This is a genomic window from Nocardia sp. NPDC050718, from assembly GCF_040654235.1.
GTDB lineage: Bacteria > Actinomycetota > Actinomycetes > Mycobacteriales > Mycobacteriaceae > Nocardia.
In genome coordinates this window covers 508,483-529,679 of sequence record NZ_JBFAHQ010000005.1, presented here as the reverse complement: position 1 = coordinate 529,679, position 21,197 = coordinate 508,483, and the positions used below count along the sequence as shown (strand labels likewise).

Sequence of the window (21,197 nt, the reverse complement as noted above, 5' to 3'; positions counted from 1 at the left end):
CATGGCAGCAACCGAACACCGTCACATCGTCGTGATCGGTGCCGGATTCGGCGGCATCGCGCTCGCGATCAAACTGCGCGAGGCCGGGTTCGACGATCTGACGATCCTCGAACGCGCCGCGGATCTGGGCGGGACCTGGCAGGCCAACACCTATCCGGGCTGCGCCTGCGATGTGCCGTCCCAGCTCTACAGCTATTCCTTCGCGCCCAATCCCGACTGGTCACGGACCTACGGCAAGCAGTCGGAGATTCTCGCCTATCTGCGCGACGTGGCGACGAGATTCGATGTCGTCCCGCGGATCCGGCTGAACACCGAACTGCTCGAGGCCCGCTGGGACGATGATCGTTCGCTGTGGCACCTCGAGACCTCGCAGGGTGCGCTCACCGCGGACTACCTGATCTCGTCCACCGGCATCTTCGCCGACGCCAAGTACCCGACGCTGCCGGGCCTGGACACCTTCGCGGGCAAGACCTTCCACTCCCTGCACTGGGATCACGACCACGACCTCACCGGCGAGCGGGTCGCGGTGATCGGTACCGGCGCCTCGGCGGTCCAGTTCGTGCCCGAGATCCAGCCGAAGGTGGCCGCGCTCACCGTGTTCCAGCGCTCGGCTCCGTGGATCATCCCGCGGATGGACCGCTCGATCCCGGATCTGGAGCGCTTCGTACTGCGTCGGGTGCCGCTGGCGCGCAAAGCGATTCGCAGCGCCTGGTACGCGGCGATCGAAGGATTCGGCCTGGTCGGCTTCGTCGACAACCGCTTCCGGCACCCGTACGAGCTGCTGGGCCGCTGGCAGCTGCGCCGCCAGGTGCGCGATCCCGATCTCCGCGCGAAGCTGACGCCGGACTACATGATCGGCTGCAAGCGAGCGATCTTCTCCGACGCCTACCTGCCCTCGCTCGACCAGGACAACGTCGAGGTGGTGACCGACGGCATCGCCGAGGTGCGGCCGCGATCGATCGTCACCGGGGCGGGGGTCGAGATCCCGGTCGACACCATCATCTACGGCACCGGCTTCGATCCGGCGCCCGCGTTCTTCGACCGGGTCATGGATGGTGACGGGCTGTCGGTCGGCGATGTCATGCGCAAGCAGCGCCGGACTTACCTGGGCACCGCCATCGCCGGATTCCCCAACCTGTTCCTGACACTTGGCCCGTTCGGCGCGGTGGGCAACCAGTCGGCGGTGTTCATGATCGAATCCCAGGTCGCCTACATCGTCGACGCGCTGAAGACGCTGCACGACAAGGGCGCGCATCGGGTGGAGGTCCGCCAGGACGTCCAGGACCGCTTCGTCGAGGAGATGCACCGGCGCAGCGCGTCCACGGTGTGGCTCACCGGTGGCTGTGACAGCTACTACACGACCCCGGACGGTCGCAACGCCGGGCTCTACCCGAGCTGGAGTTTCGAATACCGCAAGCGCACCAGCGTGTTCGACGCCTCGTCCTACGAGGTGAGTGCCTGATGGATATCACCGCGCTCACCCCGTCGAACCTGCTCGGTCGCCGGTCCTTCGACGTCCGCGACAAGGTCGTCCTGATCACCGGCGCGGGACAGGGCATCGGGCTCGCGCTGGCCGAAATCCTCATCGACCGTGGGGCGTTCGTCGCGCTCGTCGATATCGATGAGATCGCCGTCAAGACTGCCGCGCAGCGTCTCGGTTCCCGGGCACTGGCGATCGTTGCCGATGTGCGTGATCGCGGGGCGATGGCCGACGCGACACAGCTCGCGGCGGACTACTTCGGCCGTCTCGATGTGGTCGTCGCCAATGCCGGGGTCACCCCGAAACCCGCCACCGTCCGCACGATGGACCCGGCGGATTTCGACCGGGTGATGGCGATCAATCTCGAAGGCTGCTTCAACACCGTGCATCCCGCCCTCGACCACATCGTCGCCGCCGAGGGGCACGTGGTCGTCGTCTCGTCGTGCGCGTCGTTCGCGCCGGGCATGGCCGGGTCGCCGTACATGATGAGCAAGGCCGCGGTCGAGCAGTTCGGGCGCGCGTTGCGGGTGGAACTCGCCGCGGCGGGTGCCAGCGCGGGCATCGCCTACTTCGGCGTCGTCGACACCGAGATGACCCACGCGATGCTCGACCAGGACGATCTCGGCCGGGAACTCGACGAGCTGCTGCCGTGGCCGCTGAACGTCCGGATCAGCGCGGCGCACGCGGCGACCGTGATCGCCGACGGCATCGCGCGCCGCGCCGCCCGCACCATCGCCCCCAGCGGGTGGGAGCCCTACGCGCTGCTGCGCGGCCTGGTCAACGTGGTGCTCGACGCGCAGCTCGCGGGCAGCGGCAAGGTCAAGGACCTGCTCGACCGGGTCGAGCGGCGGAGCGGCCGGTGACCGCGCCGGACCGGGGCTCGTTGCGGACCCGCGCGGCCCGGCTGGTGGCCGAACATACGGTCAAGCCGCTGGCCGCCGCGCTGCCCGTCAACACCGCGACCCTGCCGGTGGCCCGGCTCGCGATTGATACCGCGATGCGCGTGGTCGGCCCGAGCCTGGCCGGAACCTCGGTGGACCGGGTCGACGACGGCATGGTCCACGGCGAGATCGTCACCGGGCCCAAGGCCGACCGCCGCGACGCGATGATCCTGTACGTGCACGGTGGCGGCTTCGTCGCCGGTTCGGTCGCCGCCTATCGCGGGGTGGCGTCGCGGCTGTCGACCGCGACCCGCACCCCGGTCTTCGTCGCCGGCTACCGGCTGGCACCGGAACACCCGAGCCCGTGCGCCCAGCTCGACGTGGCGCGGGCCTACCGGTGGCTGCTGCGGCGCGGGTTCGCGCCGGACCGGATCGTGCTCGCCGGTGATTCGGCCGGTGGCTTCCTTGCTGCCGACCTCGCGCTCGCCAACGCCCGCCTGGGGATGCCAGGACAGGGTGGGCTGGTGCTGTTCTCGCCGATGGCCGATCTCGGGCTGAGCATCGCGCAAGCCGGCGGGCGCAACCGGGACGGTGTCCTTTCCTACGCCCTGTCGGCCAAAGCGGTCGCCCACTTCACCAGTGACCGTCTCGAACTCCGGCCCGAGCGCGGGATGGTCCTGCCGCCGACCCTGATCCAGACCGGCGGTGCGGAGTACTTCGCCGCCGACGCGATCGAACTGGCCGAGCGGCTACGTGCCAGCGGAACCCCCTGCGAACTCCAGGTGTGGCCCGACCAGATGCACGTCTTCCAGGTCATGCCCGCATTGGCTCCCGAGGCCCGTTTCGCCTTCGGTGCCGCGGGTCGCTTCGTCACCTCCTTGCTCGACTCACCGGCCGCGACCGCGGTCTGATACACGGAAGAACCACACACACTATGTCGACACCTCGTTTCGAAACCCTCTGTGCCGCTTTCCAGTACAACGCCACTATCGATCCCGACGCGGTCGCGTTGCGTACTCCGGGCGATGGACAAACCATGACCTGGCGCGAGTACGCCGACGGTGTGCGCGCCGCGGCGGCGGGTCTGGCGGCGCTGGGCGTGCGGCGCGGTGACACCGTCGCGTTGATGATGGGCAATCGCGTCGAGTTCTATCCGCTCGAGGTCGGCGCCCAGCATGTGGGCGCGACGTCGTTCTCGGTCTACAACACGCTCTCCGCCGAGCAGCTGGCACATGTCCTCGGCAACGCGGGCGCGCGCGTGGTGATCTGCGAGCCGCGGTACGTGGCGCGACTGCGTGACAGCGGGGTGCCGCTGGACCACATCGTCTGTCTCGACGACGCGGTCGAGGGCACGGTGCCGGTGGCCGAGCTGATCGCCGGCGGTGCACCGGATTTCGACTTCGACGCGTCCTGGCGGGCGGTCGAGCCGGGCGACGTGGCGACCCTGATCTACACCTCGGGCACCACCGGCAACCCGAAGGGCGTGGAGACCACACACGCGAACCTGATGTTCCAGGCCTACGGCCTCGGCGACGTGCTCGGGTTCGAGTTCGGTGATTCGATCACCTCGTTCATGCCGAGCGCGCACATCGCCGACCGGTTGACCGCGCTGTATCTCCAGGAGGTGTTCGGCACCCAGGTCACCGCGGTGTCGGACCCGAAACTGATCGCGGCCGCGCTGGCGGATCTGCGCCCGACCATCTGGGGCGCGGTGCCGCGGGTGTGGGAAAAGCTCAAGGCCGCTATCGAATTCGTCGTCGCGAACGAGCCCGACGAGACGCGCAAGCAGGGCATGCAGTGGGCACTGTCGGTGGGTGCCAAGCGCAGTGGGTATCAGCTGGCCGGACAGCCGGTTCCCGACGAGGTCGCCGCCGAGTGGGCCAAGGCCGACGAGCTGGTGCTGTCGAAGTTGCGGGCGAAGCTGGGTTTCGACCGGCTGCGTTTCGCGCTCTCGGGCGCCGCGCCGATTCCGCCGCAGACGCTGGGCTTCTTCGCCGGGCTCGGCGTGCCGATCTCGGAGATCTGGGGCATGTCGGAGCTGTCGTGCATCTGCAGTGTCAGCGCGCCGGGCGAGACCCGGCTCGGGACGGTCGGGCGGTTGCTGGCGGGCATGGAATCGCGGATCACCGAGGACGGGGAACTGCTCGTCAAGGGCCCGCTGGTGATGAAGGGCTATCGCGGCGAGCCGGAGAAGACGGCCGAGGCCGTCGACGCCGACGGCTGGCTGAGTACCGGTGACGTGGTGACCGTCGACGACGACGGCTATCTGCGGGTGGTCGACCGCAAGAAGGAACTGATCATCAACGCCTCCGGCAAGAACATGTCACCGACGACGATCGAGCACGCGATCAAGGCGGCGACCCCGCTGATCGGAGCGATGGCCACGATCGGTGATGGTCGGGCCTACAACACCGCGCTGATCGTCCTCGATGCCGAGAGCGCGGAACCGTATGCGGCCCAGCACAATCTGTCCGATGCCTCGGCCGCGGCGTTGGCGGTGAATCCCGAGGTGGTCAAGGAGATCGCGGCGGGTGTGGCGGCGGGTAACGCGAAGCTGTCCCGGGTCGAACAGGTGAAGCGGTTCCGGATCCTGCCGGTGTTCTGGGAAGCCGGTGGTGACGAGGTGACGCTGACCATGAAGCTGAAGCGGAAGGTGATCGCCGAGAAGTACACGGCCGAGATCGCCGAACTCTACGCCGACAACCCGCCCGTCCAGGTCCAGCAACCGGTATAGCCGCCCGGTGGCGGGCCACCCCGGCCCGCCACCGCACGCCGGTCAGGGCAGCACGTTGGGGATGATCTGCGGCGCCTGCTGAGCGACCAGAGTGCCGAGGTAGGCACCGGCGTAGTAACCGGCATAGGTACCGACCACACCACCGACGATGCCGCCCGCGACCGCGCCGACCGGGATGCCGAGGCCCGCGGTGGGGACCGCCAGCGGAGTGGCCAGCGCCGCGCCGCCCGCCGCGCCGAGCCCGGCACCGGCCAGACCTCCGATCACCTGCCCGGCCGTCGAGCCGAGGAAGGTGGCGTTCTCGATCGGGCTGGCGATCGGGGCCGCCGTCGCGATCGGCCGGGCGTCCGTGCTCTGCTGCGGGACAACCTTTTCCGTGTCGGCACCGAGGTACGGCTCGTCATCGACGAAGGAGATCGGCTGCGCGGCCCGGTGTTCGATGTCGGCCGACGCCGTCTCGAACGCGACCTCCTCGGCCTGCGGGGCCGCGAAATCCGGCAGGTCAGGGGTGAAGGAGACGGTCTGCACCGGCGCGGCCTGGGCGGCGCCCGGCCCGATGCCGAAGGCGATCGCCGCGGGCAGCGCGACCGCCACGGGAAGTCCGCGCAAGGCCTTGCCGCGCTTGCTCACTGCTCGATGCCGTCCAGCCACCGTGATGTCCTTCCCGAGTCCACATCCGTCACGGTGCAGATCGTGGTCGGACGACCAGGCGCTACCGGGATGTGAGCGGCCTCGCTCGCGCGGCGCGGTGGCTATGGGATGTCAGCCCAGCGCCTGTTCGCGGAGTTCGCCCAGCGTCTTGGCCAGGATGCGCGAGACCTGCATCTGGGACACCCCGAGGCGCTCCGCGATCTGGCTCTGCGTCAGGTTCTCGTAGAACCGCATCACCAGCACCCGCTTGCTCTCCGCGGGCAGCGCGGCGATCAGGGGCGCCACCGCGATGGCGTTCTCGGTCAGCTCGTAGCAGGGTTCGTCGGCGCCGAGGGTGTCGGCGATCGGCGGCGCCGGGTTGTCGCGATCGTCGTCGGTGATCCCGTCGATCGAGTTGGTCTGGTAGCCGTTGCTCGCCACGAGCGCCCTGGTCACCTCGTCCAGCTCGACCTCGAGCTCCGCGGCCAGCTCGGGCGCGTTCGGCATCCGGCCCAAGCGCTGGGACAGTTCCTCGGTGGCCGGACCGATCCGCAGCTGGATCTCCTTGAGCCTGCGCGGGACGTGCACGGCCCAGGTGCGATCGCGGAAGTGCCTGCGGACCTCACCCATGATGGTGGGGATCGCGAAGGACAGGAAGGTGAAGCCCCGGGTGACGTCGAACCGGTCGACGGCGAGCACGAGCCCGACCCGGGCCGTCTGCTCCAGATCGTCGAACGCCTCGCCACGGCCCGTGAACTTGCGGGCGATGTGGTCGGCCAGCGGTAGGCACCGCCGGATCACCTCGGCCCGCAGGTCCTCGTGGTGTTCGTCGTCGGGCGGGAGTGCCCGCAGCTTCTCGAACCAGGGTTCGATGTTGTCGTAGCTGTCGCCGCTGGACCGGGATCGCCGGACACTCGTCTCGCCTGCCGTCATCGTTTCCACTGTCATCGCCACGTGCCTCGCTTCCGGGCGGAGTTGGATGACAATGGGGTACCCAGCACCACGGTGGCTATGCCTCGGCGGCGGGCTACTCGGGCAGCGCAGGCCTGTGAGCTCGGCGAATCCAGCCGAATTCGATGGTCGTCGGGTAGCCGTCGCGTGCCGGGTCGTACTCGCTGTACTCCGTAGCCAGCGCGTCGGTCAGGGTCGCCGCCACGTGCCAGCCGAAGGCGTTCTCGTCGATCGCGGAGGGCGTCCGCGCGAGGGTGGAGGCACGTGCGCCGAGCACACCGTCGCGCCCGGTGAACACGCACTCGAGGTGCGAACCCGGAACGGCGGCCAGCACCAGCGCGGTGACCACCTCGTCCAGGGCCAGCAGCAGGTCGGTGACCTCGTCGAGGGCGAATCCCTCGATGAGCAGGATCGTCTCGGCGAGGGCGTGCGCCATGGTCAACTGGTCGAGTTCGGCCGGAACTGTGAAGCCGACGGCCCGTGATCGCGGCGCGCCGTCCTGGTTGCCGTTCCGCACGCCGCCTCCCTTCGCCGTCGCTGACCGATGGACTCCCGTGCGATGAGCTCCACCCGGCGCGTACCCACACCACGCCGGGCCAATCGCCGTTCGCCGAGCCTAGACGCATTCGCGGGATCGTCGGGGCGCACGTCGACGCGGCCGTGGCCGCGCACGCCGCCGTCGTCGAGTAGAACTGGGGGCATGGCGCAGCGTGCACCCGAGACCGACGACGAGCAGCCGGTGGCGGCACCGGGCCCGCGCAAGCGGACCGGGGGACGCTCGGCGCGGGTGCGCGAAGCCGTGCTGACGGCCACCCTGGAACAGGTCGCCGAGCACGGCATCGAGGGGCTGACCATCGGTGACGTCGCGGCCCGCGCCGGGGTCGCCGAGACCACGATCTACCGCCGCTGGGGCACCCGCACCGCCCTGATCGCCGAGGCGGTCACCGAACTCGCCGCCGTCGGCAACCCCGCGCCGGACACCGGCGCCCTGCGCACCGACCTGCTGGTGCTCGCCGAGCAGATCTCCCACCTGATCACCCGCCCCGGCATCGCGCGGCTGGTGGGGACCACCATCGCGCTCTCGGCCGATCCCGAGGTCGACGCCGCCCGCCGCAAGTTCTGGAACGATCGTTTCGAACGGAGCTCCCAGGTAATCACCAAGGCCGTCGAGCGCGGGGAACTGCCCGCGACGGTGCGGCCGCGCGACGTGCTCGAAACCCTGTCCGCGCCACTGTATTTCCGGCTGCTGGTCGGCGACGAGCCGCTCGACGACGCGTTCATCGCGCGCTGCATCGACGACACCCTCACCCTGCACGGCACCGGCGCGGACTAGGGCTCACGCGCCGCCGGAACCGCTGTCCGGCCGCGGACCGTTGTCGACCTCGGCCGACAGGTGGACCACCCCGGTCGCCATGGTGCCGACCAGCGGACCCGGCCGGACCTCGGGCGGGGTGTGTTCCCAGGTGCCGTCGGCCCGGAGCTGCCCGGGCCGCTGTTCCACGGTGGGCGGCGCGGACACCACCGGGCACGCCACGCTGATCCGCGCGGTGTCCCGAGGCGGGACGTAGGTGTCGACCACGACCGACTGCCGGGGCACCGCCGAGACACCCGGCGCATCGCAGAGCACCTGCGATCGCACCCGGTAGGTGTCGTCGGTGTCGTTGCGGCAGGCGAATCCGTCGCAGGTGATCCCGGGCGCGAGTGTGGCGGCCGCCTCCTGTGGCGCGGCGAGGACGAGATGCGCGACGCCGGCGGTGGCGGCCAGCAACCCCGCGAGCTGTGGAGTGAGTTTCATGTCGGGTCCGAGGCAAGGCGGTATCGCCATCGTCACGGTGGCGCATCATTGCGGCCGCGCCTTTCCGTGCCGCGTGCCGTCGTGACCTAGGCTTTTGACGCCGAGATCGCGTCCCAGTCCGAGGAGGCTCGAAGGTATGCCGAAGTACATGTGGCGGGTCAGCTATCTGCAAGACGGGGCCAACGGCCTCCTCGCACAGGGTGGTAGCGCTCGCCGCGCGGCCATCACGGAGATGGTCGAGAGCGTCGGCGGGCGGGTGGAAGCCTGCTATTTCGCCTTCGGCGACGACGATCTGTTCGTGATCGGTGACGTCCCCGACGAGGTGGCCGCCGCGGCGCTCGCGATCCGCACCGCCGCCGCCGGTGCCGCCGTCTCGCACACCGTCGGCCTGCTCACCCCCGAGCAGATCGATGCCGCGACGGGGCTGGATGTCACCTACCGACCGCCGGAGTAGCTAGCCGAGCGCGGGTTTCCACCCCAGCTCGGGAGCGATCAGCGTCACCGTGTCGTGCAGGATCTGCTCGTAGTCCGCACGATGGAACTCGTACGGCAATTCCAGGCGCAGTTCGGTGGTCAGCGCGAGCACCGGATCGGCGCGCAGCTGGTCGAGGATCTGCTCGGCGGTCCCGACGACATCGGGGGCGAACAGCACCCGCCGCTCGCCCTGTGGTCCGAGCGTGCGTTCGTGCCTGCTCGCGGCGTAGGCCCGGTACCGCTCGCGGGTCGCGCGATCGGCGCTGTCGAACGGAACCAGGACCCGGCCGACCGCGACGCGCGCCGGTCGCGCCGGATCGATCCGCTCGCGGTAGTCGCCGATCAGGCCCCGCTGGGCGGTCGCGAAGTCGTCGCTGCGATCACCGAAGACGATATTGCCGCTGAGCAGATTCAGCCCGTTCTCTGCGGCCCAGCGCACCGACCGCGTGCTCCCGCCGCCGTACCAGACGCGATCGGCGAGGCCGGGGCTGTGCGGCTGGAGCCGGGGGCGCTGGGTGTTGCCCGGCGAGTGGATGACGGTGTCGGCGTCGCCCAGGTAGTGGCCGCGCAGGTTCTCGACCAGCCGGGCGACCCGGCCGTAGGACAGGTCGAAGGTGCGCCAGTCGCCGTCGAAGACCAGATCGCCGATCAGGTCGGCGTGCGGCGGTGTCCCCGCGCTGAACCCCGGCTGCAGGCGTCCTCGCGACAGGACGTCGGCCAGCGACAGGTCCTCGGCCAGCCGGAACGGGCTCTCGTATCCGATCGGAATGACCGCCGTGCCCAACTCCACCCGGCTGGTGCGCTGGGCCGCCGCGGCCAGGAACACCGCCGCCGAACCGACCCCGTGCTCGAGATGCCGCTGCCGGACCCACGCGCCGTCGAACCCCAGACGCTCGCCGTACTCGAACAGCCGCAGGGTGTCCTCGAGGCCGGTGTACGGATCCTCGTCGAGGTAGTTGCCCGGGGTCAGGAACGCCAGCGAGGTGATCCGCGGCGTGCTCATCCCCGGCGCCCGTAGCGGATCTGCTCGCCCGCCTCGACCGCGATCGGCAACCGGTTCTCCGTCGCGGCGGGCAGGGTGCCGGATCGGTGCGCGTCGGTCTCGGTCGCCTGGGTAGCCATGTCATCGATGGAATCCGATCCGGGGACCGATGGACAGGATTCCGCTCAGCCCGAACGCAATTCGGCTACCCGGCCCTGTGTCGACGCGGTATCACGACTGATGTGTCAGTGTCTGGGTTGGTTGGTGTATACGCCTTGCTAAGTGCGCGATGTCTGACTGTTGTCGTATGGCTTGGAACTCAAGTATGGCTTTGGTCAGTAGTTTTCAGAGCTGCCCTTGTGTGAATATCTGTCTGAGTCAGTGAGCGGTTTTTCGGCCGAAACCGTTGACTGGCCGCCCGGAGCGGGTCTATCGTTTCTACTCACGCGTAGTAATACTTCTACGCATGAGTAGTAAATGGATTGGAGCTCGCGATGGCAACGATGGCGTCCTTGCGTGAGTGGCTGTCGATACCCCCACTGACGCCCGCGGAGGACTATGGTTTCTTCGGTCCGGAGTCGGTCGCGTGGCAGGTCTGGAGCTACCCGACCAGCCTGACGGTCGGCTTCCAGCGGGCGGTAGTGATCGAGGAGCTGGACCCGGCGCTGGTCGCCTCGGTGGACGCCACCCATGCCATCTACGACCGGCCGCGTACCCGCTACGACCGCACCCTGCGGTATTTCGCCATGGTGATGTTCGCCGACAGCCGGTCCACCGCGCACGCGGCCGACATCCTGGTGAAGATCCACTCCAAGGGGATCGGCGTCGACCCCGTCACCCGGCGGTCCTACGACGCGAACGATCCGCAGTCCCAGCTGTGGATCCACCTGACGGCATGGCATTCCATCCTCGTCGCCTACGAGAAGTACGGGCCGGGCCGGCTCAGCGAGGCCGACGAGCTGCAGTACTGGGCGGAGTGCGCGCGGGCGGCGGAACTCCAGACCTGCGACCCCGCGGACGTGCCGCGCACCAGGGCCGGGATCAGCGAGTACTTCGAGCGGATGCGCCCGCAGCTGATCGGGTCCGACATCGCCCGCAAGGCGATGCGGCACCTGCTGCGGGCGGAGGTGATGATGCCGGAGATCCCGCTGCCGCTCCGGCCGATCTTCAAGGTCGTCTACGCCTTCCTGCGCCGCGGCACCCTGGCCACCATGCCGCGCTGGATGCGGGAGATGGCCGGATTACCGACCGGCAGGCTGCTCGACGCGCTCGTCACCACGCCGATGAGCGTCGCGTTCACGGTGGTGAGTCTCAACGCGCGCTTGCAGATTCAGCTGCTGCGGCTGATCTCGCCGATGTCGGTGCCGGTGGCCGGTCCGGTGCTGCTGAAGATCCCGCCGGCGAACGCGACCACGATGACTCCGCGCCAGGCGCAAGAACTCTACGGCTACGACATTCCCGCACAGGCGCATCAGGCACTGCGGGACAAGCAGCGGGCCAGGGTCTTCGGTCGCGGGGAAGCGCCGGACGACCAGGGGCTGATCGAGTCGCAGGCCGTGCTCGGCGAGATCGCGTAGGGGGAGCGGTGATGATCAAAGAACTGCTGGGCTACCGGATCAGCCTGCGCCAGCTCATCTTCCTCGGCATCGCCTTCGGCGTGCCGTACTTCCTGATCGGGCTGTTCTGGCTGGGCTACCACCACGAGCACCTCGCCGAACTGCACGGCTTCGACAAGCTGTTCTCGGCGATCGGCGAGATCATCGCCTGGCCGCCGCTGCTGATCTCCGACATCCGGTTACGGTGACGCCGGATGCTCGGGCGGCGTCCGCGCGTTCCCGGCCTTGGGCAGCGTCCTGGTCAGTGCCCGCACCGTGGGCCGGAGTGCCTGGGGGGAAGCGAGTTCCGGATTCGACAGCACCAGTCGGCCGAGCGATTCGATGAACCCCAGCATGACGCGACCGGCCAGTTCGACATCCACGTCGCTGGGTCCACCGCGCCGCGCGATGCCCGTCTCGAGCAGCTGGGCGCAGCGCTCGACGACCTTCTCCCTGGCGCCGGCGAGTAGGCCGCGGTAGGAGGCGGGGGCGCCGTCGGCGGGCATGAGGATCAACCGCCAGCGCACCGGATCGTCCTGGACGGCGGTGAGGAACGCGATGACGGCTTCCTCGAACTCCACGTCCGGGTCGGCGTCGTCGAAGCCCGCAGGCAGGGCCTCGAGGACCTGGGCGATGCCCCGGGAGTGTTCGCGCCGCAGCAGTGCGTCGAGCAGCTGGGGTGCGGTGGGGTAGATCGCGTACAGCACGGGCTTCGCGACGCCGGCCTGCTTGGCCACCGCCTGCATCGTGAGCTCGGCCAAGCCGTCCCGGCCCGCGACCGCGCGGGCGGCGTCGAGCAGTTGCTCGCGGCGTTCCTCCGGCGGTAGTCGCGGTCCGTTGCGGCGCCGCGGCCGGACGGGGCGCGGCGGAGCGATCCGCCAGACGCCGTCGGTGTCCTCTTCGATGCTCATCGAGAAATGATCCCCCACCGGCAGGGTGCCGCGCTGTCGGCGCCGTCAGTGTCCATATATCTACTCTAGCGTAGTAATTCCTAACTACTTCACCGTAGAAAATGTCCGCGGAGAGTGAACCATCGTGCAGCAGTCGTCGACTACAGCTCCACCACCGGGCGGAGATGCCCGTGATCAGGTCATCGCCTTCGGGCTGACCTACTGGCGCGACCACCCGCAACGGGCCGTCGAGACGGCCGGGCGCCAGGTCCTGATGACAGGGCGGGCGCTGGCCGAACTGATCCGCGCGCTGGTCACCCGGCGTTTTCCGGCCACGGAATTCGTCAAGCAGTGCGCGTTCATGGCCAGTGTGTCGGCGACGCCGACGCTGCTGGTCGCCGTTCCCATCGCCGTCGTGGTGTCGATCCAGGTCGGTTCGCTCGTCAGCCAGGTCGGGGCGACCACCTTCATCGGCGCGGTCAACGGGCTCGGCATCATCCGCCAGGGCGCCCCGCTGGTGACCTCGCTGATGATCGCCGGCGCGGTGGGGTCGGCGATCTGCGCGGATCTCGGTTCGCGCACCATCCGGGAGGAGATCGACGCCATGGTCGTGATGGGCGTCGATCCCGTCCGCCGCCTGGTCGCCCCGCGCCTGGCCGCGGCCGTCGTGATCAGCACCCTGCTGTGCGGGCTGGTCGTTTTCGTCGGTTTCGCGACCGGCTACGTGTTCAACGTCTACATCCAGGACGGGACACCGGGCTCCTATGTCGGCACCTTCGCCTCCTTCGCGGTGGCCGCCGATCTGGTCGTCGCGATGGTCAAGGCCGCGGTCTTCGGCGCGCTGGCGGCGATCATCGCCTGCGACACCGGGCTGCACACCCGGGGCGGACCGGCGGGCGTGGCCGACGCGGTGAACTCGGCGGTCGTCAACTCCGCGATCGTCCTGTTCGCGGCCAACATCATCCTCACCCAGCTCTACAACGCGGTGTTCCCGTCGAAGGTGCTCTGAGATGGCGTCCGGTTACGTTCCACCACTGTTGCGGCCGCTCTCCCGGCTGCGCGCCGCCGCCACCGCGCCGGCGACCGTGCCGGTGCGGCTCGGCCATCAGGGACTGGTGTTCCTGCAGGCGGTCGCGGCTGTTCCCTTCGTGCTCAAGCATTATCGGAAGGAGCTGCTGCGGCTGATCACCGACGTGAGCTTCGGCAACGGCTCGTTGATCGTCGGCGGCGGCGTGATCGGCGTCGTGGTGATCCTCTGCGGTTTCGGCGGGATCACCGTCGGCATGGAGTCGCACACCGCGCTGAATCTGCTCACCATGAGCCCGCTGACCGGCGCGATCTCCGGATTCGCCACCACGCGGGAACTGGCGCCGCTGCTGGCGACGCTCGCGTTCGGCGCCCAGGCCGGCTGCCGGTTCACCGCGCAGCTGGGCTCGATGCGCATCTCCGAGGAGATCGACGCCCTGGAGTCCATCGCCATCCGGCCGCTGCCCTACCTGATCACGACGCGGATGCTGGCGGCGGTCGTCGCCATCGTGCCGCTCTACACCGCGGGCCTGGCCGTCGCCTACCTCGCGACGCGATTCACCGTGGCCTTCCTCGGCGGGACGACGCTGGGCACCTATGACCACTACTTCCACCAGTTCCTCGACCCGGTGGACGTGGCCTATTCGATCCTCAAGATCATCGTCTTCGCCGCAGTGGCGACCTTCATCCAGTGCTACTACGGCTTCACCGCGGCGGGCGGACCCGAGGGTGTCGGCGTCGCCTCCGGCCGGGCGATCCGGATGACCATCGTCACCGTCGTGTTCGTCAATCTTCTGTTCTCCCTGTCGATCTGGGGGATCGACCCGGGCATCCGGATCACGGGATAGGCGGCGACCATGATTCTCGATCCCAGCGGCCGCGGCCCGAGTGCGTTGCGACTCGGCCTGTTCGGCGTGCTCATCGCGGTGCTCCTCGCCGCGGTCGTCTACCTGCTCGGACTGCGCTACAACGGCGCGTTCCTCGACACCGTCGAGGTGACCGCGCGGATGACCAGCACCGGCGACGGCGTCCCCCAGCGCGCCGACGTCACCTTCCGCGGGGTGCTGGTCGGCCAGGTCGCCGGCACCGACATCGCCGCGCGGGGCGAGCGTCAGGAGGTGCGGTTGCGCATCGAACCCGCACTGGCCCAGCGTATTCCCGCCACGGTCACCGTCAGGGTGGTGCCGAACAACATCTTCGGCGTCACGGCCGTCGAACTCGTCGACAACGGCCCCGCGCCGGACCCGCTGCGCGACGGCGCCACCGTCACCCAGGACACCAGCGAGGTCGGCGCCCAGTTGCAGACGACCCTGACCACCCTGCGGACCGTGCTCGACGCCATCGATCCGATCCGGCTGGCCACCGTCCTCGGCACGCTGGCCGACGCGCTCGACCCCAGCTACCGCATGCCCGGCTCCACCATCGAACGACTCGACACCTGGACCACCCAGGTCCGGGCGACACCGGGGATCGGTGACCTGCTCGGCGATCTCGGTGCCGCGGCGTCGGCCGTCAACGAGTCCGCGCCGCAGCTGGTCGACACCCTCGTCTCGTCGGTGACCGCGGCGCGCACCCTCACCGAGAAGCGCGCGAACCTGATCGCGCTGCTGACCGCCGCGCGCGGCGCGGTCGGCGTCACCAACACCCTCTTCGCGCGCAATCCGGACGCGGGCCCGGAACTGGTCGGCGGGCTGCACGAGACCTTCGGTGCGCTGGCCGCCGACTCCGGTGCTATCGGCACCGCGGTCGCCAATCTCGACATCGCGCTGAGCAAGCTGGCGACCGTCTTCAACTGGGGACCCGACCGGCAGATGCGCTGGGTCGTCGACGTCAGCTTCACCCCTTTCACTCAGTACACCGCCGCTGACTGCCCCCGATACGGCAGCCTGTCCGGGCCGCGCTGTGGCGGAGCGACGGTGCCGTATACCGCGCCGGAACAGCACATTCCGACCCAGCTGCTGCCGGGCAGGCTGGAAGCGGCGGGCCCGCCGCCCGCGGTCCCCGGCCTCCCGGCGATTCCCGGCCTGACACCGAGCGCGGTCGTCCCCGGCCCCGCCGCCCCGGCGTCGGCCACCGCACCGGCGTCGCTGCACGGCGTCGAAGCCATCGAGGCGCTTGTCGGGCGACCGCCGAACGCCGCGCAACTGGTGCTGCTCACGCCGGTCCTGGCCGACGGGGCAGTCCAGGTCACCTACGCCGACGCACCGCCGATGGGGAACTGACATGATGAAAACCCGCACCGCCCTGCTCATCTTGACGCTGTTCGTCGGGCTGGCCCTGGTGGCCAGTTACACGATCTTCTCGACCTTGCAGCGCGGAGTCAGCGGCGACACCGTCCGCTACACCGCGACGTTCGGCAATGTCCTCGGTCTGCGCGTGGGCGACGACGTCCGCATGGCCGGAATCCGCGTCGGCCGCGTGGATGCCATCGAACTCGACGCCGACCGCCGCGCGTCGGTGGTGCTGCGCGTGCAGTCACGCCATCAGCTCACCACCACGACCAAGGCGCTGATCCGCTACCAGAACCTGATCGGGCAGCGGTATGTCGCGCTGGCCGCCGGGGACCGGGGCGGGAACCGGCTGCCGCCGGAGGGGACCATTCCCTACGAGCGCACCGAATCGTCCTTCGACGTGTCCACGGTGCTGGCGGGCTTCGAACCATTGTTCGCGACCCTGGAGCCCGACGACATCAACTCGTTGTCGCACACCCTGATTCAAGCTCTCCAGGGTGACGGGGTATCGCTCAGCGCGCTGGTCACTCAGGCCGCGCAACTGGCGAGCACCTTCCGCGACCGGGACGAGATCCTCGGGCAGGTGATCACCAATCTCGGTGGGGTGGTGGAGGGTCTGGCCAACCGCAGCGGTGAGCTGGAGACACTGATCACCCAGTCCCGCACCCTCACCGTCGAGCTCTACGAGCAGGGCACGACCCTCGCGTCCGCGGTCGAGCAGGCCTCGGGGTCGACCCGGCAGCTCGCCGATCTCATCGCCCGGATCAGGCCCGGACTCGCGCAGGCGCAGCAGTCCGCGAACGAGGGTGTGCGCCTGCTGATCGCCAATGGCGCGCGGCTCGACATCACCGCCGCCGAACTGCCGTTCGTCCTGGCCGGCCTCGCCCGGATCAGCGGCAACGGCACCTACATCAACTCCTATGTCTGCAGTCTCGACGTCTCGCTGTGGGGTGTGGTGCTGCCGCCCGGGATGTTGACCCAGATCGGTGGCAATTCCCATTCGGAGGTATGCCGGTAATGACGTCCACCCGACCATCCGACCGTCTGCGCGCGCTGCTGCCCACGGCGCGGCGACTGTGGCAGGCGATACCGAGCTTCGCGGACAATCGGCACTGGTGGCTCGGCCTGGGCGCGGGCGCGGCGGTGCTGGTGCTGCTGTTCGGCTCGAGCGCGCTCACCCGATTCGACCTCGGCAACCGCACCGTGCACGCCGAATTCGCCCAGACCGCCGGGCTCCGCGCCGGCGACAGCGTCGATATCGCGGGCATCGAAGTCGGCACGGTGAAGTCGACGCGACTGGCCGGCGACCGGATCGAGGCCGCGCTCTCGATCGACAACGGCATCCGGGTCGGCGACGACGCCAGGGCCGCGATCAAGATGTCGACCATCCTCGGCCGGATGCACGTCGAGCTCGATCCGGGCGCGCCCTCGGCGCCGGAGAGCAGGCGAATTCCCCTGGACCGGACCGAAGTTCCCTACAACCTGGCCAAGGTCGTCAACGACGACAAGTACACCCACTCCTTCGAGCACCTCGAACGGGTGGACCCCGTGGCCCTGCGAGCATCGTTGGACGCCCTCGCCCGACAGATGGGGGACTCGCCGCAATTGACCGCAGCGGCACTGGACTCGGTGGGTTCGCTGGCCCAGGTGATCAGCGAGCGCCGGGACGAGGTCGAGCAGCTGCTGCGCAATATCGACAAGGTCTCCAGCGTGGTCTCCGACAACCAGAATGCCGTCCTCCTGCTGCTGACCCGCGGCCAGGCCATCGGCGACGCGGTCGCCCGGCGGCAGACCCTGGTCACCCAGCTGCTCGACAGTATCGCCGCGGTCTCGAAGGACCTGCAGGCGATGGGCATCGACAACGGGGGACAGCTCGCGCCGTTGATCGTCGATCTGAACACGATGTCGGCGGGCCTGCAGAACAACAAGGCCAACCTGGACAGCCTGTTCCAGATCATGCCGGTCACGCTCCGGCAGTTCAACAACTCCCTCGGCAACGGCCCGTACGGGGAGCTCTATCTGCCGTGGATGTTCCCCGACAACTGGCTGTGTGCCGTTCAGGCCGTAGAGGGGTGCCGCTGATGCGCACAGGATTCGTCCGGCTGGCCGTCGTGGCCGCCGTCGCCCTGTTGTTGTCGGGCTGCTCGGCGCTGCCGCAGACCCTGACCTCGCTGCCGGACCGGCTGCTCGGCCGCGAGAAGACCGTCACGGCGGACTTCGAGAATGTCGCGGGCCTGTACGTCGGCAACGAGGTCTCCGTCCTCGGCATGCCGGTGGGCCGGGTGACCGCGCTGGTCCCCAAGGGCGAGTACGTGCAGGTGCACATGGTCGTCGACCCCGAGGTCGACGTGCCCGCCGACGTGATCGCGGCACTGGTCTCCCCGCAGATGATCACCAACCGGCACATCGAACTCACCCCCGCCTACACCGGCGGCCCCACCCTGTCCGACGGCGCCCACATCCCGTTCGCCCGCACCAGGACACCGGTCGAGCTGGACCGCATCCTGCGCAACTTCGACGACATCGGAAAGGCACTGGCGGGCAACAACTCCGATGGTCCGATGGCGAGCCGCGTGCTGTTCCCCCTGCTCGACGGAAACGGTGACCGCATTCGCGAAACCCTGGACGCGCTCGCCGGCGCCTTCGACGTGACCCTGGCCAACAAGGACCAGATCGCCAACGCGATCGTCCGGCTCAACGACGTCACCCAGATCCTCGCCGACAACGACGCGACGGTCCGTGACTTCAGCGCCCGCCTCACCCAGCTGGTCACGCTGATGCGCGAGCAGTCCCCGGGACTACAGGCCGTGCTCACCCAGGTCAACGACTTCGTCGCCAACACCAGCGCCGTCGTCGGGGAGAACGAGCAACCGCTGACCGACGCGCTGCTGCGCCTGATCACGATCACCGCGCAGATGCGCGACCACGCCCGCGGACTCACCGAGATCGTCGACATCGCACCGCTGTTCCTCGACAACCTCGGCAACGCGGTCAGTCCCGAGGCCAAGGCGGTGCGCCTGCACCTGCTGACGGACAAGAGCCTGCTCGACAACGAGTTGCTGGCGCTGTTCTGCCAGCGGGTCGAGCTCAGGGCCGACGGCTGCCGGACCGGCAAGCTCCAGGACTTCGGGCCCGACTTCGGACTGTTCGCCGCACTGCTGGGACTGACCCGATGAGGCCCCGGCTCGCCCGCGCGGCGGTCCTGGCGCTGGCGGCCTGCTCGGTCGCGGGCTGCGCGGTGACCGTCGACTCCATGCCCCTGCCCAAGCCCGGCCTCGACGGCCCCACCTACACGGTGCGGGCGCTGTTCGACAACGCGCTGAACCTGCCCGATCGCGCGCACGTGAAGACCGGCGGGACCGACATCGGCGTCGTCACCGGCCTCGACACCACCGATTTCGTGGCCACCGTCGACCTGGAGATCCGCGCGGATGTCCGGCTGCCGCGCGGATCGCGGGCCGAACTGCGCCAGCCGACCCCGCTCGGTGACATCTACGTCGCGATCGTGCTGCCCGAACTCCGTTCCGGCACACCGATGCTCGTCGACGGTGACGTGATCGACCGGGACCACACCTCGGCGGGCGCCTCGGTCGAGGAACTGATGATGTCGCTGTCGATGCTGCTCAACGGCGGCGCGCTCAGCCAGGTGGCCCGGATCACCAGCGAGTCGAACTCGATGTTCGCGGGCCGCGGTCCCCAGCTCGCGCACCTGCTGACCGAGCTGACCGCCACGCTCACCGCGCTCAACGAACGAACCGGTCAGATCGACGCCGTCCTGCGCGGTCTCGACGCGCTCAGCGTCACCCTCAACCAGCGCAGAGCCGAGCTCGGCCAGGCCGCCGACACCTTCCCGCCGCTGATCTCGGTGCTCACCGAGAACAACCGTGCCATCACCGAGCTCACCGCCGATGTCTCGGTCACCCTCGGCGCGCTGGGTGAGTTCACGTCCACCAGCAGCGCGGATTTCGTCGGCCTCTTCGACAGCGTGCAGGCCTTGATGACCGGCTTCACCCAGATGGGCGACAACCTGGCCGGCGCGCTCGACCAGCTGCACGCGCTGCACCCGTCGCTGCTGGCGACCACCCAGGGCACCAGCCTCGCGGTCGCGGCGACGATTTCCTACCTCAGCGTCGGCGCCCTGACCGACCCGCAGGGCAGCAGGTTGCCCGACGGATCCGACCCCGGCGCCTTCGTCGGCAGCCTCGCCGAAGTCCTCGCCCGGGTGATCGGCCGATTGCAGGGCGGTGGGCGATGACCGAGTACCCCCGAGGCAGCGTCCGGTACACGCTGGCGCTCGTGTTCACCGCCGGAATCTGGTTCGCCGGTGTGGCACTCGAGGTCGCCGCGCAATACCTGCTCCGGGCCGCGGGCTGGGCGAAACACCATGTCAACGGCATCGCGGCGGTGGGGCTGGTGCTGACGCTGCTGGTGAGCGGCGGATATCTGCTCGTCGATGTCATCCGGGTCGACCCGCGGCGGGACAGCATCACCGTCCGGGTGGAACTGGCCGGCTCCGGTGGGCTGCTCGAGCATTCCGATGCCACCTTCCGTGGCGTGCGGGTCGGGACGGTGCGCTCGTTGGAGTTGTCCGAGACCGGCGTCACCGCCGTCGTCGACATCGATGCCGGATATCACGTGCCGGCGGGTGGCGCTGTCGTCGTCGCCCGATTGTCGGCCGCGGGGGAGCAGTACCTCGATTTCCGGCCCGATTCCAACGACGCCCCGTACCTGTCCGACGGCGCGGTCGTCGAACGGGACCGGACCGCGACACCGGTCACCATCGACGAGTTCCTCACCGACACGGCCGGTTTCATCGGCGGCCTGAATCCACAGCGGCTCGACGTCATCGTCGCCGAACTCGACAGGGCGCTGGCCGGTGGGCCGGACCAGTTGCGCACCGTGATCAGCGGGATCAGCCAGGCCATGGTGGGGATGACGGAACTGCTTCCGCAGACCCGCAACCTCGTCGAGAAGCTGTCGGTCATCGCGGAGACGACCTCGCATGCCCAGCCGGACCTGCGCACGCTCGTCGAAGGGTCGGGCGTGCTGTTCGGGCAGTTCGCCGCCGCCGACCAGGAATTGCGGCGCCTGCTCGACCTCGGCCCCGGACAGCTGGCGACGCTCGGCGGGGTGGTCGCCGAGACCACCGACCCGATCACGAACCTGGTGACCAACCTGCGGGCCATCACCCGCGCGGCCCGGCTGCGCACTCCGGCGCTGACGGCGCTGTTCCCGGCCTTGCGCACGGGCACGGCTCTGCTCGGAGTTCCCGCGCACGACAACGCCTTCCACACGATGGTGGACATCTGGCCGCGGCCGTTCTGCGAGTACGACACCATCCCGGTCTCGCCTGCCACCGTCTCCGACGGCACCGTCCGCCTCTACAACTACTGCGTCACCAGCGATCCCGCGCAGCAGGTCCGCGGGTCGGCGAACGCGCCACGGCCCGCGACGCCCGACAACACCGCCGGACCGCCGCCGGGCAGCACCGGCGACGAGCGGTCCGCGCCGCTGCCCGGCCGTTGATG

23 protein-coding genes are annotated in these 21,197 nt (G+C 69.3%); 16 read left to right on the top strand and 7 right to left on the bottom strand.

The window, feature by feature from the left end; all coding sequences use genetic code 11:
• Position 1: 1 nt before the first annotated feature.
• The 4 genes from AB0H54_RS25255 to fadD11 are packed head-to-tail and all read left to right on the top strand — an operon-like array spanning position 2 to position 5,095.
• Positions 2-1,462 carry an NAD(P)/FAD-dependent oxidoreductase gene (locus AB0H54_RS25255; RefSeq protein ID WP_357348356.1) on the top strand — a complete coding sequence of 487 codons (1,461 nt, stop codon included), beginning with the start codon at positions 2-4 and terminating at the stop codon, positions 1,460-1,462.
• Positions 1,462-2,343 carry a short-chain dehydrogenase/reductase gene (locus tag AB0H54_RS25250; protein WP_357348354.1) on the top strand — a complete coding sequence of 294 codons (882 nt, stop codon included), beginning with the start codon at positions 1,462-1,464 and terminating at the stop codon, positions 2,341-2,343. The genes AB0H54_RS25255 and AB0H54_RS25250 overlap by 1 nt, the downstream gene beginning before the upstream one ends.
• Positions 2,340-3,272 carry an alpha/beta hydrolase fold domain-containing protein gene (locus AB0H54_RS25245; RefSeq protein ID WP_357348352.1) on the top strand — a complete coding sequence of 311 codons (933 nt, stop codon included), beginning with the start codon at positions 2,340-2,342 and terminating at the stop codon, positions 3,270-3,272. Before AB0H54_RS25250 ends, AB0H54_RS25245 begins: the two co-directional genes overlap by 4 nt.
• Positions 3,273-3,295: 23 nt before the next feature.
• Positions 3,296-5,095 carry a fatty acid--CoA ligase FadD11 gene (gene fadD11, locus AB0H54_RS25240; RefSeq protein WP_357348350.1) on the top strand — a complete coding sequence of 600 codons (1,800 nt, stop codon included), beginning with the start codon at positions 3,296-3,298 and terminating at the stop codon, positions 5,093-5,095.
• 42 nt (positions 5,096-5,137) lie between these two features.
• Here the strand turns inward: fadD11 and AB0H54_RS25235 are convergent, their stop codons facing one another.
• The 3 genes from AB0H54_RS25235 to AB0H54_RS25225 form a co-directional block, all read right to left on the bottom strand.
• Positions 5,138-5,746 carry a hypothetical protein gene (locus tag AB0H54_RS25235; RefSeq protein WP_357348348.1) on the bottom strand — a complete coding sequence of 203 codons (609 nt, stop codon included), beginning with the start codon at positions 5,744-5,746 and terminating at the stop codon, positions 5,138-5,140.
• Between the two features lie 111 nt (positions 5,747-5,857).
• On the bottom strand, positions 5,858-6,658 hold the full coding sequence (locus AB0H54_RS25230; protein WP_357348346.1) for a SigB/SigF/SigG family RNA polymerase sigma factor: 801 nt from the start codon (positions 6,656-6,658) through the stop codon (positions 5,858-5,860).
• A 94-nt stretch (positions 6,659-6,752) separates the two neighbouring features.
• Positions 6,753-7,193: an anti-sigma factor gene (locus AB0H54_RS25225; RefSeq protein WP_357348344.1), complete on the bottom strand. Its 441-nt coding sequence runs from the start codon at positions 7,191-7,193 to the stop codon at positions 6,753-6,755.
• Positions 7,194-7,376: 183 nt separating this feature from the next.
• Between AB0H54_RS25225 and AB0H54_RS25220 the strand changes: the two genes are divergently transcribed.
• Positions 7,377-8,009 (top strand): TetR/AcrR family transcriptional regulator, encoded by a 633-nt coding sequence (locus AB0H54_RS25220; protein WP_357348342.1) that lies wholly within the window; start codon positions 7,377-7,379, stop codon positions 8,007-8,009.
• A gap of 3 nt (positions 8,010-8,012) precedes the next feature.
• Here the strand turns inward: AB0H54_RS25220 and AB0H54_RS25215 are convergent, their stop codons facing one another.
• A complete protein-coding gene (locus AB0H54_RS25215; RefSeq protein ID WP_357348340.1) occupies positions 8,013-8,471 on the bottom strand; it encodes a hypothetical protein in 459 nt (152 codons plus the stop codon).
• Positions 8,472-8,607: 136 nt separating this feature from the next.
• Here AB0H54_RS25215 and AB0H54_RS25210 point away from each other — a divergent pair, with 136 nt between their 5' ends.
• The gene (locus AB0H54_RS25210; RefSeq protein WP_357348338.1) at positions 8,608-8,925 is read left to right on the top strand and encodes a GYD domain-containing protein; all 318 of its coding nucleotides are present in this window, start codon (positions 8,608-8,610) and stop codon (positions 8,923-8,925) included.
• On the opposite strand, the gene AB0H54_RS25205 is transcribed toward AB0H54_RS25210, so the two are convergent.
• Positions 8,926-9,948 carry an LLM class flavin-dependent oxidoreductase gene (locus AB0H54_RS25205; protein WP_357348336.1) on the bottom strand — a complete coding sequence of 341 codons (1,023 nt, stop codon included), beginning with the start codon at positions 9,946-9,948 and terminating at the stop codon, positions 8,926-8,928.
• On the bottom strand, positions 9,945-10,067 hold the full coding sequence (locus AB0H54_RS25200; protein WP_357348334.1) for a hypothetical protein: 123 nt from the start codon (positions 10,065-10,067) through the stop codon (positions 9,945-9,947). The genes AB0H54_RS25205 and AB0H54_RS25200 overlap by 4 nt, the downstream gene beginning before the upstream one ends.
• Before the next feature lie 363 nt (positions 10,068-10,430).
• Here AB0H54_RS25200 and AB0H54_RS25195 point away from each other — a divergent pair, with 363 nt between their 5' ends.
• Positions 10,431-11,504, top strand: a complete 1,074-nt coding sequence (locus AB0H54_RS25195; RefSeq protein WP_357348495.1) for an oxygenase MpaB family protein — start codon at positions 10,431-10,433, stop codon at positions 11,502-11,504.
• An 11-nt stretch (positions 11,505-11,515) separates the two neighbouring features.
• On the top strand, positions 11,516-11,731 hold the full coding sequence (locus tag AB0H54_RS25190; RefSeq protein WP_355276739.1) for a hypothetical protein: 216 nt from the start codon (positions 11,516-11,518) through the stop codon (positions 11,729-11,731).
• On the opposite strand, the gene AB0H54_RS25185 is transcribed toward AB0H54_RS25190, so the two are convergent.
• Positions 11,723-12,433 carry a TetR/AcrR family transcriptional regulator gene (locus AB0H54_RS25185; protein ID WP_357348332.1) on the bottom strand — a complete coding sequence of 237 codons (711 nt, stop codon included), beginning with the start codon at positions 12,431-12,433 and terminating at the stop codon, positions 11,723-11,725. The genes AB0H54_RS25190 and AB0H54_RS25185 overlap by 9 nt on opposite strands.
• 181 nt (positions 12,434-12,614) lie before the next feature.
• Between AB0H54_RS25185 and AB0H54_RS25180 the strand changes: the two genes are divergently transcribed.
• Genes AB0H54_RS25180 through AB0H54_RS25145 form a run of 8 tightly spaced genes read left to right on the top strand, consistent with a single transcriptional unit; the run spans position 12,615 to position 21,195 of the window.
• Complete coding sequence (locus AB0H54_RS25180) at positions 12,615-13,421, top strand: ABC transporter permease (protein WP_357348493.1); 807 nt, start codon at positions 12,615-12,617, stop codon at positions 13,419-13,421.
• Position 13,422: 1 nt separating this feature from the next.
• On the top strand, positions 13,423-14,286 hold the full coding sequence (locus tag AB0H54_RS25175) for an ABC transporter permease (RefSeq protein WP_355276741.1): 864 nt from the start codon (positions 13,423-13,425) through the stop codon (positions 14,284-14,286).
• Positions 14,287-14,295: 9 nt separating this feature from the next.
• Positions 14,296-15,660 carry an MCE family protein gene (locus tag AB0H54_RS25170; protein ID WP_357348330.1) on the top strand — a complete coding sequence of 455 codons (1,365 nt, stop codon included), beginning with the start codon at positions 14,296-14,298 and terminating at the stop codon, positions 15,658-15,660.
• Between the two features lies 1 nt (position 15,661).
• Positions 15,662-16,687, top strand: coding sequence for an MlaD family protein (locus AB0H54_RS25165; protein WP_357348328.1), 1,026 nt, complete (start codon positions 15,662-15,664; stop codon positions 16,685-16,687).
• Positions 16,687-17,751, top strand: a complete 1,065-nt coding sequence (locus AB0H54_RS25160; protein WP_357348326.1) for an MCE family protein — start codon at positions 16,687-16,689, stop codon at positions 17,749-17,751. Before AB0H54_RS25165 ends, AB0H54_RS25160 begins: the two co-directional genes overlap by 1 nt.
• Positions 17,751-18,845 carry an MCE family protein gene (locus tag AB0H54_RS25155; RefSeq protein WP_357348324.1) on the top strand — a complete coding sequence of 365 codons (1,095 nt, stop codon included), beginning with the start codon at positions 17,751-17,753 and terminating at the stop codon, positions 18,843-18,845. The genes AB0H54_RS25160 and AB0H54_RS25155 overlap by 1 nt, the downstream gene beginning before the upstream one ends.
• Positions 18,842-19,924: an MCE family protein gene (locus AB0H54_RS25150; protein WP_357348322.1), complete on the top strand. Its 1,083-nt coding sequence runs from the start codon at positions 18,842-18,844 to the stop codon at positions 19,922-19,924. Before AB0H54_RS25155 ends, AB0H54_RS25150 begins: the two co-directional genes overlap by 4 nt.
• The gene (locus tag AB0H54_RS25145; RefSeq protein WP_357348320.1) at positions 19,921-21,195 is read left to right on the top strand and encodes an MCE family protein; all 1,275 of its coding nucleotides are present in this window, start codon (positions 19,921-19,923) and stop codon (positions 21,193-21,195) included. Before AB0H54_RS25150 ends, AB0H54_RS25145 begins: the two co-directional genes overlap by 4 nt.
• Positions 21,196-21,197 lie beyond the last annotated feature (2 nt).